This window comes from Variovorax paradoxus (assembly GCF_009498455.1).
Lineage (GTDB): Bacteria > Pseudomonadota > Gammaproteobacteria > Burkholderiales > Burkholderiaceae_C > Variovorax > Variovorax paradoxus_H.
Genome location: NZ_CP045644.1, coordinates 1,968,931 through 1,985,808, shown reverse-complemented (window position 1 = coordinate 1,985,808; position 16,878 = coordinate 1,968,931). Strand labels below are relative to the sequence as shown.

Below are 16,878 nucleotides of genomic sequence, written 5' to 3'. Positions count from 1 at the left end.
ATGTCCCGGCGGCCGCACGGCGATTGCACAGCGGCGCCGCGTCACAAAAGCGACGAGCAGTCCGTCTTCGGGGTGCGGGGATGTCCCCGCGCCACCACCGGAGCACCCCGCATGCACGCGCTGCAAAAGATAGCCCTGTTCTATCGAGGCCATTGCCACGTCGTTCTCGACTTCATTCGGACGCGATCTAATAATCAAAGCACTTTCTTTGATAAAAGAGCAGGTTGCGTATGAACAAACAATCCAGGACCTGGCTCGGCGCCGGTCTCACGGTCGCGGTGCTGGGCGCGGCGGGCTACGGGCTCGTGGCGAAATTCCAGCCGGCCCATGCACAGGGCGGCGCCATGCCCCCGGCCAAGGTGGCGGTGGCCCCCGCGCGGCAGACCGAGATGGCGCGCTTCCTCAGCGGCATCGGCACGCTGGAGGCCAACCGGCAGGTCGAGGTGCCGGCCGAGGTGGAGGGACGGGTCGCGAAGATCCTGTTCACGCCGGGCGCGCAGGTGCGTGCCGGCCAGCTGCTGGTGCAGCTCAACGACGCGCCCGAGCAGGGCGACCTCGAACGCCTGCGCGCCCAGCAGGCCAATGCCAGGGCCTTGCTCGACCGCACGCGCCGCCTGCTGCCGCAGCAGGCCGCCACGCAGGAGCAGATGGAACAGGCGCAGGCCGCCTTCGACCAGGCCAGCGGCGAGCTGCGGCGCGTGCAGGCGCTCATCGAACAGAAGCACATCAAGGCGCCGTTCGACGGCGTGCTGGGCATCCGCAAGGTCAACCTCGGCCAGTTCGTGCGCGCCGGCGATGCGCTGGTGTCGCTCACCGACAGCCGCACGCTGTTCGCCAACCTCACGCTGCCCGAGACCGCGCTGCCGGCGCTCAAGCGCAACCAGGCGGTGGCGCTCGCGGTCGATGCCTACCCGGGCCGCGTGTTCCCCGCGAAGCTCAGCGCCATCGAACCGATGATCGGCAGCGACACGCGCACCGTGCGGCTGCAGGCCACGGTCGACAACGCCGACGGCGCACTCACACCCGGCATGTACGTCAACGGCAAGGTGGCGCTGCCCACGCGCGCCGACGCCATCGCCGTGCCTGAAACCGCCATCACCTACAGCACGCACGGCGACTCGGTGTTCGTGGTGCGCGCTGGCGACAAAGGCGACGGCTACTCGGTGCAGCAGGTGTTCGTGAAAACCGGCGAGCGGCAAGACGGCTTGGTGGTTGTCGAGCAGGGCCTGAAGGCCGGCGAGCAGGTCGTCACCTCGGGCCAGCTGCGCCTGTACAACGGCGCCGCCGTAGCGCCGGCCGCGAAGGACACGCTGGCCCTCACGGAGCCGAAGTCATGAAGTTCACCGACCTCTTCGTGCGCCGGCCCGTGCTGGCGCTGGTGGTGAGCACGCTCATTCTTCTGCTCGGCGCCCGCGCGCTGGGCGACCTGCCGGTGCGCCAGTACCCGCTGACTGAAAGCACCACGCTCACCATCACCACGCAGTACCCCGGCGCCTCGCCGGAGCTGATGCAGGGCTTCGTCACGCAGCCCATCGCGCAGGCGGTGGCGACCATCGAGAACGTCGACTACCTCTCGTCGTCGTCCACGCTCGGGCGCAGCGTGATCAGCGTGCGCATGAAGCTCAACGCCGACGCCAACCAGGCGCTCACGCAGGCGATGGCGCAGGTCAGCCAGGTGAAGTACCGGCTGCCGGCCGAGGCCTTCGACCCGGTGATCCTGAAGTCGGCAGGCGAGGCCACGGCGGTGGCGTACGTGGGCTTCTCGAGCAAGACCATGGCCGTGCCGCAGCTCACCGATTACCTCTCGCGCGTGGTGCAGCCGCAGTTCGCGTCGATCGAAGGCGTCTCGGGTGTCGAGGTGTCGGGCGGGCAGACGCTGGCGATGCGCGTGTGGCTCGACGCCAACCGCATGGCCGCGCGCGGCATCTCGGCCGGCGAGCTGGCCGACGCGCTGCGCCAGAACAACGTGCAGGCCGCACCGGGGCAGGTGAAGGGCCTGTACGTGGTGTCGAACATCCGCGTGAACACCGACCTGGTGAACGTGGCCGAGTTCCGCGACATGGTCATCAAGCGCCAGACCGACGGTGGAAGTGAAGCCATCGTGCGGCTGGGCGACGTGGCCACGGTGGAACTCGGTGCGGCCAGCGCCGACAGCAGCGCGACGATGGACGGCGACAAGGCCATCTACCTCGGCCTGCAGGCCGCGCCCAACGGCAACCCGCTGGTGATCGTGAAGCGCATCCGCGACCTGCTGCCCGGCATCAAGCAGAACCTGCCGCCGGGTGTGGAGGTGCAGCTTCCCTTCGAACTCGCGCGCTTCATCGAGGCCTCGATCGACGAGGTGCAGAAGACGCTGCTCGAAGCCATCGCCATCGTGGTGCTGGTGATCTTCCTGTGCCTGGGCTCGCTGCGCGCGGTGCTCATTCCGGTGGTGACGATTCCGCTGTCGATGCTGGGCGCGGCGGCGCTGATGCTGCTGTTCGGCTTCAGCATCAACCTGCTCACGCTGCTGGCAATGGTGCTGGCCATCGGCCTGGTGGTGGACGACGCCATCGTGGTGGTGGAGAACGTGCACCGCCACATCGAAGAGGGCAAGTCGCGCGTGCAGGCCGCACTGATCGGCGCACGCGAAGTGGCCGGCCCGGTGATCGCGATGACGCTCACGCTGGCCGCGGTGTACGCGCCCATCGGCCTCATGGGCGGGCTCACGGGCTCGCTCTTCAAGGAGTTCGCCTTCACGCTCGCAGGCGCGGTGGTGGTGTCGGGCGTGATCGCGCTCACGCTGTCGCCGGTGATGAGCTCGTTCCTGCTGCCGCAGGACGCCACGACGGGCCGCATGGCGCGCTATGCGGAATCGTTCTTCCACAAGCTCGCCACCGCGTATGGCCGGCTGCTCGACGTGTCGCTGCACCACCGCTGGGTCACGGGCCTGTTGGCCGCGGCCGTGCTCGTGAGCCTGCCCTTTCTGTACAACGCGGCGCAGCGCGAGCTGGCGCCCGGCGAAGACCAGGCGATGGTGATGACCGTCATCAAGTCGCCGCAACACGCCAACATCGACTACGTCGAGAAGTTCGGCCAGACGTGGGACGCGGTGCTGGCGAAGCTGCCCGAGAACACCGGCCGCTGGCTCATCAACGGCTCGGACGGTGTGTCCAACAGCATCGGCGGCGTGCAGCTGTCCGACTGGAAAGACCGCGAGCGCAACGCCGACCAGATCCAGGCCGACGTGCAGGGCGGCATGAACGAGGTCGAGGGCAGCAGCGTGTTCGCCTTTCAGTTGCCGTCGCTTCCCGGCTCGACCGGTGGGCTTCCGGTGCAGATGGTGATCCGCAGCGCGGGCGACCACGCCACCGTGTTCGAGGCGATGGAAACGCTGAAGAAGGCGGCGCGCGAAAGCGGCAAGTTCGCCGTGGTCGACAGCGACCTGGAGTTCAACAACCCCGTGACCGAAGTGCGCGTCGACCGCGCCAAGGCCAACAGCATGGGCGTGACCATGAAGGCCATCGGCGACACGCTGGCGGTGCTGGTGGGCGAGAACTACGTCAACCGCTTCGGCATGGACGGCCGCTCGTACGACGTGATTCCGCAATCGCCGCGCGACCAGCGGCTCACGGCCGAGGCGATGTCGCGCTACTTCGTGAAGAGCGCGAGCGGCCAGCCCGTGCCGCTGGCCAACCTGGTGACGCTGTCGACCAGCGTGGGGCCCAACAAGCTCACGCAGTTCAACCAGCTCAATGCCTCGACCTTCCAGGCCATTCCGATGCCGGGCGTGACCATGGGCGACGCCGTGGCGTTCCTCAGCGAAGAGGCGAAGAAGCTGCCGGCCGGCTTCAGCTACGACTGGCAGTCGGACGCGCGCCATTTCACGCAGGAAGGCTCGGCGCTGGTGATGGCCTTCGTGTTCGCGATCGTGGTGATCTACCTGGTGCTGGCCGCGCAGTACGAGAGCCTGCGCGACCCGCTGATCATCCTGATCAGCGTGCCGATGTCGATCTGCGGTGCGCTGGTGCCGCTGGCGCTGGGCTTTGCCACCATCAACATCTACACGCAGATCGGGCTGGTGACGCTCATCGGGCTCATCAGCAAGCACGGCATCCTGATGGTGGAGTTCGCCAACGAGATCCAGGAGCGCCAGAACCTGGACCGCCGCGCCGCCATCGAGCAGGCCGCGCGCATCCGGCTGCGCCCGATCTTGATGACCACGGCCGCGATGGTGGTGGGCCTGGTGCCGCTGCTGTTCGCGAGCGGCGCGGGCGCCAACAGCCGCTTCAGCATCGGCCTGGTGATCGTGGTCGGCATGCTGGTGGGCACGCTGTTCACGCTGTTCGTGCTGCCCACGATGTACACGCTGCTGGCGCGCGACCACCGCACGGTGGGCCGCTCGGCGCGCACCGCCGAACTCGAAGCGCTCGTGGCGCGCGAGCCCGCCGGCGACCCCGCCTGATGACACCGGGAGCATGACCATGACGACAGGACTTTTCTCTTACGCCGCACCGTTCGCCCTCAGCGTGCTGGTGCTGGCCGGTTGCGCGGTCGGGCCGAAGTACGCCGCGCTGGACGATGCGCCGGTGGCCATCGCCGCCCCCGAGCGCGCGCTGTTCGCGCCCGACGCAGTGCAGCGCGACTGGTGGCGCCAGCTCGACGACCCGCAGCTCGATGCGCTCATCGAACGCGCACTGGCCGGCAACCACGACATCCGCATCGCGCAGGCCCGGCTGCTCGAAGCCCGCGCGATGCAGACCGAGGCCGAACTCGACCGCCTGCCCGTGGTGACGCTGGGCGCCAGCAAGACGCGCAGCATCGCCCAAGGCAACGGCGTACCGGCCGATGCGCGCACGCTGGCGCAAAGCAGCCGCGCCGGCTTCGACGCCGGCTGGGAGATCGACCTCTTCGGCCGCCTGCAACGCCTGGACGAAGCCGCCACCGCGCGCGCCCAGGCCAGCGCGGCCGACCTCGAACAGGTGCGCATCGTGGCCGTGGCCGAACTGGCGCGTAACTACTACGAGATGCGCGGCGCCGAGCAGCGCTTGGCCGTGACGCAGCGCACGCTCGACAGCCTGCGCCAGAGCCTGCGCGTGACCGAGGCGCAGGTGCAGACCGGGCGCGGCCTCGAAGGCGACCTGGCGAGCGCGCAGGCCAATCTGGCCAGCACTGAGAGCCAGCTGCCTGCCTTCGAAACCGCGCGCCGCCAGGCCGCCTACCGCGTCGCCGTGCTGGCGGGCCTGCGTCCGGCCGAGCTGGTGCCGATGCTGCAGCCGCAAGCGCTGCGCGTGCTCGACAAGCGCCTGCCCATCGGCGACCTGGGCGAATTGCTGCGCCGCCGGCCCGACGTGCTGCGCGCCGAGCGCGGCCTGGCGGCCAGCACCGCGGACGTGGGCGCTGCCACGGCCGAGCTGTATCCGCGCGTCGATATCGGGGGGTTCCTGGGGTTCATCGCCTTGCGCGGGTCGGACCTGGGCAGTGCGTCGAGCCGCGCCTTCAGCGTCACGCCCGGCGTGAGTTGGCCCGGCCTGCGGCTGGGCTCGGTCAAGGCCCGCCTGCGCGGCGCCGAAGCCCGTGCCGAAGGCGAGCGCGCCGTCTACGAACAGACGGTGCTGCGCGCCATCGAGGACGTGGAGAACGCCCTCACCGGCTACGGCCAGAACCAGTTGCGCCTGCAGCGGCTGCTGGAGGCCTCGGCCCGCAGCGGCCGTGCCGCCGAGCTGGCCCAGGTGCGCTACCGCGAAGGCGCCGCGCCCTACCTGAGCGTGCTCGATGCGCAGCGCACCCTGCTGCGCGCGCAGGACGCCGTGGCCGAGGCCGAAACGGCCTCGTTCACCAGCCTCGTGGCGCTTTACAAAGCACTGGGCGGCGGGTGGCAAGCGCCCACGGATGCGAAGGGAGTGCCAACCACCTGACAATGACACTGTTTTTCCCCACGACCGAAGTTGCCATGTCCGCCCCCGATGCCACCAAGCCCACCTGGATGCCGCACCAGCCGGCAGACCGCATCCTCTCCACGCTGAAGACCCGCGGCGCGCTCGGCATCCCCGACATCGCCAAGGTGCTGAACGTGACGGTCGAGGCGGTGCGCCAGCAGATGGCCAAGCTCGAGACCGAAGGGCTGGTCGACGCCGAGAGCCGCTCCAGCGGCCGCGGCCGTCCGACCCAGATCTGGCGGCTCACCGGCGAGGGCCACCGGCGCTTTCCCGACACGCACGCCGAGATGACGGTGCAGATGATCAGCGCCGTGATCAGCGTGTTCGGCGAGAAGGGCATGGACCAGCTCATCGGCGCGCGCGAAGCCACCATGCGCGCCACCTACACCGAGGCCATGCGCGGCGCGCGCAACCTCGAGACGCGGCTCGAGCGGCTCGCGGACATCCGCAGCCGCGAGGGCTACATGGCCGAGTACCGGGCCGAGGGCGAGGGCTTTCTCTTCATCGAGAACCACTGCCCCATCTGCACCGCGGCGCAGGCCTGCACCGGCTTTTGCCGCAGCGAGCTGCAGCTCTTCAACGAAGTGCTGGGGCCCGAGGCCGACGTGAGCCGCGTCGAGCACGTGCTCGCGGGCGCGCGGCGCTGCGCCTACCGCGTCGTGCCCAAGGCCGCCTGAAACGCCGACGCACCTTTTTGTTTTTATCCACCAACTAGAAAGAAAGACTCCACCATGGAACACACCCTTCCCCCGCTGCCGTACGCCATCGACGCACTGGCCCCCGAGTACTCGCAGGAAACGCTCGAGTTCCACCACGGCAAGCACCACAACGCCTACGTGGTGAACCTGAACAACCTGCAAAAGGGCACCGAGTTCGAAGCGATGACGCTCGAAGAGATCATCAAGAAGTCCAGCGGCGGCATCTACAACAACGCTGCCCAGATCTGGAACCACACCTTCTTCTGGAACTGCATGAAGCCGCAAGGAGGCGGCGCACCGACGGGCGCATTGGCCAAGGCCATCGATGCCAAGTGGGGCAGCTACGACGCCTTCAAGGAAGCCTTCGTGAAGTCGGCCGTGGGCAACTTCGGTTCGGGCTGGACGTGGCTCGTGAAGAAGGCCGATGGCTCGGTAGACATCGTGAACACCGGCGCTGCCGGCACGCCGCTGACCACCGCCGACACCGCGCTGCTGACGGTCGACGTGTGGGAGCACGCGTACTACATCGACTACCGCAACATGCGCCCGAAGTTCGTCGAGACCTTCCTGGCCAAGCTGGTCAACTGGGACTTCGCGGCCAAGAACTTCGGCTGAAGCCCGCGTTCTCGCACTGAAGGAAGCCGACCTGCGGGTCGGCTTTTTTGTGGGCGGTCGGTTCAGCGCGGCGCCGTCACCATCCAGTCGATCCAGCGCGCGACCTGCGCCTGGTCGAGGTCGAAATAGTGCGTGTGGGCGCCGCGGCCGAGGCACGCCTCGTGCTCGGCCGTGGCGCACCAGGCCGGCGCCACGCTGACCTGCGCGTACGACTTGTCGTCGGCGCCCCAGAGCCAGCGCCCGACGTAGTCGCCGGCCGTGTACAGGTTGACCCAGCGGTCCACGCCGACCTTGGCCGCGCTCGGCCCGCCGCCGTTCGCGTCTTCCGCCGTCACCCACGCATAGAGGTGCGGAAAGCGCGCCGCGTACAGCTGGCGCAGCGGGCAGCCGGCGGTGAGCAGCAGCAGCCGGCTCTTGTTCAACGCCGCCCAGAGTTCCGTCACGCGCGCGTCGACCTTCTGCTCGGCACGGAACTGCAGGTAGCGCAGCAGCTCCGTCGAGATCACCGTGCCCTGGCTGTGGGCCACGATCACGATGCGGTCGTAGCCCTGCGCCGCCACATGCTCCAGCAGCGACACATAGCGCGAGAAGATGCGCGCACGCGGAATGGCGCGGCGCGGAAACTCGCGGAAGTGGCCGTCGACGTCGAGCGCCACATCGAGCGGCATGCGCAGGCCCGGCACGGTGCGCGACAGGAAACCGCCGAGCAGCGAGACGGCAGCGGTCAGCGTGGCGGCGGTGAAGATCAGCGGCTTGAGGCCGGTCTGCGACAGCGCCGACACCCAGATGACGGCGTCGTCGATCCGCCCACCGACCGAGACACCGCATTGCTTGAGCACCAGCAGCAGCGCGACCGCGCAAGCGACCAGCACGCTGGCGCTCGTGAGGATCGTGACGAAACGGTCGAGCCGCCGGTAGCCCGCGCCGAGCCAGTGTCCCAGGCGCTCCGAGGTCCCGAAGGCCACCTTGAGTTCCGCGAACAGGCTGGGCACCAGCACCGCGACGAGATACGCCAGCAGCGAGAGCGTGAGCCCCGCCGTCAGGGCGAAGGCCTGCGTGCTCTTCTCGTAGCGGCCATGCAGGAAGTTCGCGCCATCGGCCCAGTAGATGCCCTTGCCGAACCAGAACGGCGCGTAGTCGACGTTCTTCGCGCCGAGCTCCACGACGTTCGTGAGCACGGCCCAGAACACCATCGACAGCGCCACGAACGCGGCCACCGACACGAAGAGCCCGAGCCGACCCGTGGCGATGCTGGCGCACGCGGCCGCATCGCGGTCGGGCACGGTCTGCCCTGCGATGAGCCAGGCGATGAGCAGCACGCCGGCCACGCCCCACCACGCGACGACGCCCAGCAGCAGGTACTCGACCACGCGCATGCCGGCGCGCACCCAGTGGCGCAGGTCGTCCGTGCCGCCTGCCGCCGCGGCGTTGATTGCCACGTGCAGCAGCAGCGCCGCCGCGGTCAGCGCCATGAGGCCCAGGCCCCAGGTGCGTGCTGCCGGAAAGCGGTCGCGTGCGATGCGCAAGGCGCGGTCGGCCAACGCGGCGAGCAGTGCCAGCCAGGTCATGCCGACCACCCAGTGCGCGGGCAGTTGCGCCCACAGGAGCCACCCCGCGAGCAAGGCATACAGGCCCACGACGATGCGCCCCGAAACCCCGGGGCGCGCCTGGTAGCCGTACCACCAGAACGCCAGCACCGGCACGACCACGGCCAGCACTCGGCGCAGAAGCTCGGCACCTGACGCGGCCTCCGCCCGCGCCAGGCCGCCGAGCCCCGCGATCACCAGCCCGATGAGCAGCAGCTGCAGAAAGAGATTCGCCAGCAGGTTCGCAAACGCCCAGTCGAGCGCCGTCTGCAGCGACGCCAGGCAAGCCCAGCGCCGCGCGCCCGGCGGCCGGGGCTTCCTGTTGACGCCGGCTGCTTCGGCCGCGCGGTCGACCGCATCGCGGCCCAGCTGCGAGAGGCGGAACACGATGGTGAACAGCTCGGCGACGATGCGCGCCACCGAGCCCGGCAGGCGCGACAGGTCGGCCCAGTACATCTCGTGCACGTCGATGCGCTGCTGCACCGGCTGGCCGTTGGCATCGGTGGCGTCGCGCGTCATGCGCACGCGCGTGGCCTCGTAGGCTTCGTGGTCGGGCTCGGCGCGCTGCGACTTGAACAGCAGGTAGTCGCTGAAGGCGATGTCGGGGTTGCTCTTCTTCAGCTCGCGCGGCGTGAGCGGCCCGCGCCCCTTGGCGGCGCGCACCACGCCCGCGTCCTCGGACTCGGCGGTCGAGATCCAGTCGTCGGCGCTGAAGTCGGAGGTCTTCGACTGCCGCATCGCCTTGCGCACGGGCGGCACGTAGGCCTTCTGCGCGGCACCGCCTTCCGTTGACTTCGGATGGCCCGTGCGCTGCTGCACCATCGATGTCAGCGGCGGCACCGGCAGCAGGTGGGTGTCGCAGTCGGCCTGGCGGTAGGTCGCGCCAGGGCCGGGATTGTTGAGCATCAGCGAGGCGATGGCGCGGGCCGTGTCGCCGGCCTTCTGGTCGGCCACGCCGTGGATGGCGATGACCGCGACGCGCTCGGGGCGCGCGGGCGTTGACGGGTCGGGCGACGATGCGCGCATGGGGTGACTCCTCATGCCACGCGGGTGCATGGCAGGAGGGATTGTCCGCAGCGCGCCGCCTTTGGCTTCCCCCAAACGAGGGATGCCGGACGGCCAGTGCCTCAGCCGCCGATCAGGTGCAGGATGTTCCCGTCCGGGTCCTTGAACCACGCCATCTTCATGCCGTCCGCGACATGGAGGTCGCCTTCGCGCTTCGTGTCGGGCATGTCGTAGTGCTCGAAGCGCACGCCCTTGGCCTTGAGCGCGGCGACGAGGCGCCCGATGTCCGCGCCGACCTGCCAGCTCACGGCCGTGGCCTGGTTCGTGCCTGCGAACGACGAGCGGTACACCTGGATGCGCGTGTTGCCGCTTCGGTACACGATGACCTCGTCGCCTTCGGCATCCACCTGCGCAAGGCCCAGGGTGTCTTCGTAGAAACGGCGCGCCACGGTCATGTCTTTCACCGCGAGATTCGCCACTGCATCGATGTTTCCGAGCATGGGTGTCTCCTGTGGGGGGAATGGACATTTCATCTTCGGCGCCAAGATGGCCCTGTCAAGTCGGCGCCGTCCGATACGGGGCCCATCGCAAACCACGAAAATGGGGCGATGCCCCTTCCGGCACACTGCACCGTGGGTGCAGTGAGGTCGAAAGACCTCCACCGACACTGCCGCCCCCCGATCCGCTCAGACCGAGAGAGACAAACCCATGATCCGAAGAAAACTCACCCGCTCGCTGGCCCTCGTGCTCGCACTCCCCCTGGCCTTTGGCACCGTGGCCGCGCAGGCCCAGACCGCCGCCTACCCCGCCAAGCCCATCCGCATGGTCGTGCCCTTCCCGCCCGGCGGCGGCACCGACATCCTGGCGCGCCTGGTCGCGCAGAAGCTCACCGAGGCCAACCACTGGACCGTGGTGCCCGACAACCGCGGCGGCGCCGGCGGCACCATCGGCATCGCCGAGGCGGCGCGCGCCGCGCCCACGGGCTACGACATCGTGATGGGCCAGAAGGACAACATGGTCGTCGCGCCCTGGCTCTACAAGAGCCTCAGCTACAACCCGGTGAAGGACCTCACGGCCGTGGCCCACGTGGCCTACACGCCCGTGGTGATCGTCACGCAGGCCAACTCGAAGTTCAAGACGCTCGACGACGTGGTGAAGGCCGCGCGCGCCGCGCCCGACACCGTCACCTACGGCTCGCCCGGCAATGGCACCACCATCCACTTGGCCGGCGAGATCTTCAACGGCGCCGCCAAGATCAAGATGCGCCACGTGCCCTACAAGGGCTCCAACGCGGCCATGATGGACGTGCTCGCGGGCAACGTCGACCTGATGGTGTCGTCGGTGCCTTCGGCACTGGCGCAGATCAAGGCCGGCAAGCTGCGACCGCTGGCGGTCACCTCGGCCAAGCGCAGCACCTCGCTGCCCGACACGCCCACCGTGGCCGAGCTGGGCTACAAGGACTTCGACGTGAGCACCTGGTACGGCGTCTTCGTGCCGGCCGGCACGCCCAAGGACATCGTCACCACGCTGAACGCGGCGGTCAACAAGCTGCTGGCCACGCCCGAGATGAAGGCGGCCATCATTGCGCAGGGCGCGGAGCCGCAGAGCATGACGCCGGAGCAGTTCGGTGCGCTGCTGAAGACGGACTATGAGAAGTGGAAGGGGATCGTGCAGGCCTCGGGGGCGACGATCGAGTAAGACTCTTGCCCCTTCCCCCTCTGGGGGAAGGTGGGGATGGGGGCAGGCCTCCGACGAAGCGCCGCGCTGTTCAGGAGGCCGTCGTGCCCCACCCCAACCCTCCCCAGCGGGGAGGGAGAAACTCCCGCGCGCTCAATCCGGCACGAACTTCGTATTGAAGATCTCCACGTCCGCCGCATCCTCGAACGTCGCGACCTGCCCCATCTTCCCGTCGCTCATGCGGCAGGCCGAGAACAGGCTGTAGCGGCCCTTGAAATAGAACTCGTCCATCACGATCAGCGCGTACGGGTAGGGCACGAAGACCTGGTGCTCGAAGACGATGCGGTGCACGTTCCTCGGTGACGGGAAGAGCTTGTATTCGACGGTGTCGATGGACTTTGCGGTGGCCATGATGTGCTTCTGTCTTCGGTGCTCAGGCCGGGTCGCGCACGTCGGCCACGGGGTTGGCGCCGAAGTCGGCACGTGCCAGGTAGGCGAGCACCTTGCCTGCGGCGCCCTGGGGGCTGTCGAGCCGGCCTTCTTCCTTCATGCTCACGAAGCGCGTGCGGTCCGGAAACTGTTCGGCCGACGCGCCGCGCAGCTGCACCTGCATGTCGGTGTCGATGATGCCGGGTGCCAGCGACACGATGCGCGCGCCGTTCGGTGCATGGGCTTCTTCGAGCGCCACGGCGCGCGAGAAATGGTCCATGCCGGCCTTGGCCGCGCAGTACGGCGCCTGGCTGCCCAGGGCGTTGCGGCCCAGGCCCGACGAGATGTTCAGCACCTTGCGTGCGCCGCGCCATTCGCGCGTGGCACCGAGAAAAGCGGCCGTGAGCAGCATCGGCGCTTCGAGGCCGATGCGCAGGGCCTGTGCCAGTTCGGCCGGCACGGCGCGCGACAGTGGCGCGGGGTTGCCGACGGTGCCGGCGTTGTTGATGAGCGTGACGCTGTCGAAGCGCTGGCCGTCCAGCGTCTGGAGCCAGTCCGACAGGCGCGCCGCGGCGGCCACGGGGTCGGACAGGTCCTGCTCCCATTGCGTCAGTTCGGCGCTGGCGCCCTTCGCCGCTTCGGCGAGTTCGGGCGATGGCTTGCGCGCAATGCCGAGCACCGCGTGGCCGGCCTGCAGCAGCTGTTCGGCCATGGCACGGCCCAGGCCGCGCGAGGCGCCGGTGATGACGGTGAGGTGGGAAGGGGCGGAGGTGGTCATGGGTGTGTGGGGGCAGGAGAAGGCCGCAAGGCTAAGGGATATCGAAAGGCCGCGTGCATCAGCCGGTACGGAACTGGCTGCGCAGGAAGTTGCGGTGGCGCGCGATGTGCTGCAGCTGCGCCGGTGCGATGCTGCCGCCGAGGTCGACTTCGTCCGCGCCGTTGAGCACCGCGTTGGCGTTCGCCATGGCGCGCGCGACGACTTCTTCCTCGCTCACGCCGAGTTGCGCCGCCAGGTCGAGCGCGACGCGGCGCATGGCGCGCTGCGACAGCATCCACATCGCGCCGAAGCGGTCCCAGGCCAGTGCGGCTTCCTCGGACTTTTCGCGGTCGGCAAGGATGTCTTTCAGCGGGCGCGCCAGGATCTCGTTGAGCGCGTCGATCTGTTCGCCCAAGGCCTCGGCGCGGTCGATGGCTTCTTCGAGCGTCGGGCCGTCGTCTTCCTCGTTGCGGGCCTGCGTGGCCTGTTGCTGCTGCGGCGGCAGAAAGCTCGCCTGTGCGTCGGCGGGCACGATCTGCAGGTGGTCGGAGAGAGCCATGTTTTTATCTTTCAGTTCGAGGTGCTGTTGTTCTTGCGGCTGGACATCGCGGTGGCGCGCAGGCCCGGCAGGTCGAGCACGCGCAGGCCACCGTACTCCACGCGGATCAGCCCCTGTGCCGACAGCGCATTGAGCGCCTCGTTCACGCGCTGGCGCGACAGGCCGACAAGATACGCCAGCTCCTGCTGCGTGATGCGCAAGACCTCGCCCACGCCGGGGTAGAGCACGGGGTTGAACAGCGACACGAGGTTGCGCGCCACGCGCGCGTCGGGGTTGTTGAGGCGGTCGATTTCCAGCGCCGCGATGAACTGCCCGAGCCGCTCGTTGAGCTGGTTCATCACGAAGCGGTTGAAGCCGATGGAATGGTCGAGCAGCCAGTGGAAGCTCTCGATCGGCAGCCCCGCCACGAGGCTGCGGCGCAGCGCCTGGATGTTGTAGCGGTAGGGCTCGCGCTTCATCACCGTGCCTTCGCCGAACCAGCCGCCGGGCGGCACGCCGGTGTAGGTGACCGAGCCGCCGTCGGCGTTGTCGTTGCTCATCTTCAAGAGGCCCTCGACCACGCCGAACCAGTAGGTGGGCGAGCGGCCGACGCGGCACACCAGGTCGCCGGGCTCGGCCTCGCCGACCACGAGCGTGGCCTCGGCGCGGCGGCGCTCGGTCGGCGTGAGCGTGGGCAGCCACGGAATGCCATCGAGTTCATTGGCATTCGCGGGGCGCACGCGGTCCTTGATGGAACCGCCGAGCACGTTCTGCGGGTTGAGGTTGCCAGGAGGCATCGGGAAACTCCGGGGAGTAGTGTCCCTAGGATTGTCGTTGGAACGACAACCGGGCGTCAAAGTGGGACCTACGATCCGGCCACTGTGCAAACCACCGCCCCCACCTTCCCCCGTCTGCTGCTCGCGCATGCCGAGGCCCGTCCCGAGGCCCCCGCCGTGCGCGAAAAAGACCTTGGCATCTGGCAAACCTGGACCTGGAACGCCGTGGCGCAAGAAGTGCGCGAGATGGCCTGCGGTCTGGCAAGCCTTGGCTTCAAGGCCTTCGACAACCTTGCGATCGTCGGTGCCAACCGGCCGCACCTGTACATGGCGGTGCTCGCCGCGCAAAGCCTGCGCGGCGTGCCCGTGCCGCTGTACCAGGACGCGGTCGCCGGCGAGATGGTCTTCATGCTGAACGACGCCAGCATCGAGTTCGTGATCGTCGAAGACCAGGAGCAGGTCGACAAGCTGCTCGAGTGCCGCGAGCTGCAGCAAGGGCAGGAAGGCCAGCAGCAGGGCATCCGCCACATCATCTACGACGACCCCAAGGGCCTGCGCCACTACGAGCAGCCGGGGCTCATGGGCTACGAGCAGCTGCGCGAGCTGGGCCGGGCCTTCGACAAGGCCAACGCCGGGTATTACGACCGCGCCGTGGCCAGCGGCGAGGCGGCCGATGTCGGCGTGATCCTCTACACCTCGGGCACCACCGGCCGTCCCAAGGGCGTGTGCCAGACGCACGCCAGCTTCATCGCGGCGGGCCGCGGCGGCGTCGAGACCGACAAGCTCGGCCCCGGCGACAACATCATGAGCTACCTGCCGATGGCGTGGGTGGGCGACCACCTGTTCTCGGTGGCGCAGTGGCTGGTGGGCGGCTTCACGCTCAACTGCCCCGAGTCGGCCGAGACGGTGATGAACGACATGCGCGAGATCGGCCCGAGCTACTACTTCGGCCCGCCGCGCACCTTCGAAGGTTTGCTCACGGCCGTGTCGATCCGCATGGAAGACGCGGCCGCGCCCAAGCGCTGGCTGTATGCGAAGTTCATGGCGCTGGCACAGCGCGTGGGCGCCGACATCCTCAACGGCGCGCCGGTGAGCACGGGCGACCGGGTCATGTACAGCCTGGGCAACCTGCTGATCTACGGCCCGCTGCGCAACGTGCTGGGCATGAGCCGCATCCGCGTGGCCTACACGGCCGGCGCGGCCATCGGGCCCGACCTGTTCCGCTTCTACCGCTCGATCGGCGTGAACCTCAAGCAGTTCTACGGCCAGACCGAAACCTGCGCCTACGTGTGCCTGCAGCAGGACGGCAAGGTCAAGCTGCAGACCGTGGGCACGGCGGCACCGGGCATCGAACTCAAGATCGCCGAAGACGGCGAGGTGCTGGTGCGCGGCGTGTCGGTGCTCAAGGAGTACTACAAGCGCCCCGACGCCACGGCCGAGGTGCTCGACGCCAACGGCTACTTCCACACCGGCGACGCTGGCGTGCTCGACAGCGAAGGCCACCTGCGCATCATCGATCGCGCGAAGGACGTGGGCCGGCTCGTGAGCGGCGCGATCTTTGCGCCCAACTACATCGAGAACAAGCTCAAGTTCTTCCCGCAGATCAAGGAAGCCGTGTGCTTCGGCAACGCCCGCGACGAGGTCTGCGCCGCCATCAACATCGACTTCGAGGCGGTCGGCAACTGGGCCGAGCGCCGCGGCCTGGCCTATGGCGGCTATGTCGACCTGGCCGGCAAGCCCGAGGTGCTGGCACTCATCGCCGAGTGCATCGGCAAGGTCAACGCCGACCTCGCGGCCGAAGACGGCATGGGCGAGACGCAGATCGCGCGCTTCCTCGTGCTGCACAAGGAGCTCGACCCCGACGACGACGAGCTGACCCGCACGCGCAAGGTGCGCCGCGGCTTCATCGCCGAAAAGTACGCCGTGCTGGTCGACGCGCTCTACGGCGGCAAGGCCGAGCAGTACATCGAGACCCAGGTCAAGTTCGAGGACGGACGCACGGGGGTTGTCAGCGCCACGCTGAAGATCACCGAAGCCAAGACCTTCCCCATCGTGAAGGCCGCCGCATGAGCAACCGAAAGATTGGCGAGGTCATCCTCGACGTCCAGAACATCAGCCTGAGCTTCGGCGGCGTGAAGGCGCTGACCGACATCAGCTTCAACGTGCGCGAGCACGAGGTGCGGGCCATCATCGGCCCCAACGGCGCGGGCAAGAGCTCGATGCTGAACTGCATCAACGGCGTGTACTGGCCGCAGCAGGGCTCCATCACCTTCCGCGGCCAGACCTTCAAGCACATGAACTCGCGCCAGGTGGCCGAGATGGGCGTGGCGCGCACCTTCCAGAACCTGGCGCTGTTCAAGGGCATGAGCGTGCTCGACAACATCATGACGGGGCGCAACCTCAAGATGAAGAGCGGCTTGCTCGCGCAAGCGCTGCGCTGGGGCCCGGCCGAACGCGAAGAGTTGCAGCACCGCGAGTTCGTCGAGCACATCATCGACTTCCTGGAAATCCAGGCGCACCGCAAGACGCCGGTGGGCCGCCTGCCCTACGGTCTGCAAAAGCGCGTCGACCTCGGCCGCGCGCTCGCGATGGAACCGCAGGTGCTTTTGCTCGACGAGCCCATGGCCGGCATGAACGTCGAAGAGAAGCAGGACATGAGCCGCTTCATCCTCGACGTGAACGACGAGTTCGGCGCGACCATCGTGCTCATCGAGCACGACATGGGCGTGGTGATGGACATCTCCGACCGCGTGGTGGTGCTGGACTACGGCAAGAAGATCGGCGACGGCACGCCGGACGAAGTGCGCAACAACGAAGACGTGATCCGGGCGTATCTGGGTGTGGAGCACTGACGCCATGCCGATCATCGCCATGAAGCA

General features: G+C 68.4%; 14 protein-coding genes. 8 read left to right on the top strand and 6 right to left on the bottom strand.

All coding sequences use genetic code 11. The features are described 5' to 3' along the window. Nucleotides 1–230 precede the first annotated feature (230 nt). The 5 genes from GFK26_RS09015 to GFK26_RS08995 are packed head-to-tail and all read left to right on the top strand — an operon-like array spanning nt 231 to nt 7,231. Nucleotides 231–1,337 (top strand): efflux RND transporter periplasmic adaptor subunit, encoded by a 1,107-nt coding sequence (locus GFK26_RS09015; RefSeq protein ID WP_153281688.1) that lies wholly within the window; start codon nt 231–233, stop codon nt 1,335–1,337. Further along, a complete protein-coding gene (locus GFK26_RS09010; protein ID WP_153281687.1) occupies nt 1,334–4,444 on the top strand; it encodes a MexW/MexI family multidrug efflux RND transporter permease subunit in 3,111 nt (1,036 codons plus the stop codon). Before GFK26_RS09015 ends, GFK26_RS09010 begins: the two co-directional genes overlap by 4 nt. Nucleotides 4,445–4,457: 13 nt before the next feature. Next, complete coding sequence (locus GFK26_RS09005; protein ID WP_153281686.1) at nt 4,458–5,897, top strand: efflux transporter outer membrane subunit; 1,440 nt, start codon at nt 4,458–4,460, stop codon at nt 5,895–5,897. Nucleotides 5,898–5,932: 35 nt separating this feature from the next. Continuing rightward, the gene (locus GFK26_RS09000) at nt 5,933–6,595 is read left to right on the top strand and encodes a helix-turn-helix transcriptional regulator (protein ID WP_153281685.1); all 663 of its coding nucleotides are present in this window, start codon (nt 5,933–5,935) and stop codon (nt 6,593–6,595) included. A gap of 54 nt (nt 6,596–6,649) precedes the next feature. Beyond that, on the top strand, nt 6,650–7,231 hold the full coding sequence (locus GFK26_RS08995) for a superoxide dismutase (RefSeq protein WP_153281684.1): 582 nt from the start codon (nt 6,650–6,652) through the stop codon (nt 7,229–7,231). A 62-nt stretch (nt 7,232–7,293) separates the two neighbouring features. On the opposite strand, the gene GFK26_RS08990 is transcribed toward GFK26_RS08995, so the two are convergent. Next, nucleotides 7,294–9,843 (bottom strand): hypothetical protein, encoded by a 2,550-nt coding sequence (locus GFK26_RS08990; protein ID WP_153281683.1) that lies wholly within the window; start codon nt 9,841–9,843, stop codon nt 7,294–7,296. A 101-nt stretch (nt 9,844–9,944) separates the two neighbouring features. After that, nucleotides 9,945–10,322: a VOC family protein gene (locus tag GFK26_RS08985; protein ID WP_153281682.1), complete on the bottom strand. Its 378-nt coding sequence runs from the start codon at nt 10,320–10,322 to the stop codon at nt 9,945–9,947. A 208-nt stretch (nt 10,323–10,530) separates the two neighbouring features. On the opposite strand from GFK26_RS08985, the gene GFK26_RS08980 reads away from it, so the two are divergent. Beyond that, nucleotides 10,531–11,520 carry a Bug family tripartite tricarboxylate transporter substrate binding protein gene (locus GFK26_RS08980; protein ID WP_194274055.1) on the top strand — a complete coding sequence of 330 codons (990 nt, stop codon included), beginning with the start codon at nt 10,531–10,533 and terminating at the stop codon, nt 11,518–11,520. Nucleotides 11,521–11,652: 132 nt separating this feature from the next. Here GFK26_RS08980 and GFK26_RS08975 read toward each other — a convergent pair whose 3' ends face one another. Genes GFK26_RS08975 through GFK26_RS08960 form a run of 4 tightly spaced genes read right to left on the bottom strand, consistent with a single transcriptional unit; the run spans nt 11,653 to nt 14,020 of the window. After that, a complete protein-coding gene (locus tag GFK26_RS08975; RefSeq protein ID WP_153281681.1) occupies nt 11,653–11,910 on the bottom strand; it encodes a hypothetical protein in 258 nt (85 codons plus the stop codon). Between the two features lie 22 nt (nt 11,911–11,932). Next, nucleotides 11,933–12,706, bottom strand: a complete 774-nt coding sequence (locus GFK26_RS08970) for an SDR family NAD(P)-dependent oxidoreductase (protein ID WP_153281680.1) — start codon at nt 12,704–12,706, stop codon at nt 11,933–11,935. A gap of 58 nt (nt 12,707–12,764) precedes the next feature. After that, nucleotides 12,765–13,244 (bottom strand): hypothetical protein, encoded by a 480-nt coding sequence (locus GFK26_RS08965; protein WP_153281679.1) that lies wholly within the window; start codon nt 13,242–13,244, stop codon nt 12,765–12,767. An 11-nt stretch (nt 13,245–13,255) separates the two neighbouring features. Continuing rightward, entirely contained in the window at nt 13,256–14,020 is a 765-nt protein-coding gene (locus GFK26_RS08960; RefSeq protein ID WP_153281678.1) for a Crp/Fnr family transcriptional regulator, read from the bottom strand. 84 nt (nt 14,021–14,104) lie between these two features. Between GFK26_RS08960 and GFK26_RS08955 the strand changes: the two genes are divergently transcribed. Together GFK26_RS08955 and GFK26_RS08950 are read left to right on the top strand one after the other, a co-directional pair. Further along, nucleotides 14,105–16,069 carry an AMP-dependent synthetase/ligase gene (locus tag GFK26_RS08955; RefSeq protein WP_153281677.1) on the top strand — a complete coding sequence of 655 codons (1,965 nt, stop codon included), beginning with the start codon at nt 14,105–14,107 and terminating at the stop codon, nt 16,067–16,069. Further along, a complete protein-coding gene (locus tag GFK26_RS08950; protein ID WP_099793739.1) occupies nt 16,066–16,851 on the top strand; it encodes an ABC transporter ATP-binding protein in 786 nt (261 codons plus the stop codon). Before GFK26_RS08955 ends, GFK26_RS08950 begins: the two co-directional genes overlap by 4 nt. Nucleotides 16,852–16,878: the final 27 nt, after the last annotated feature.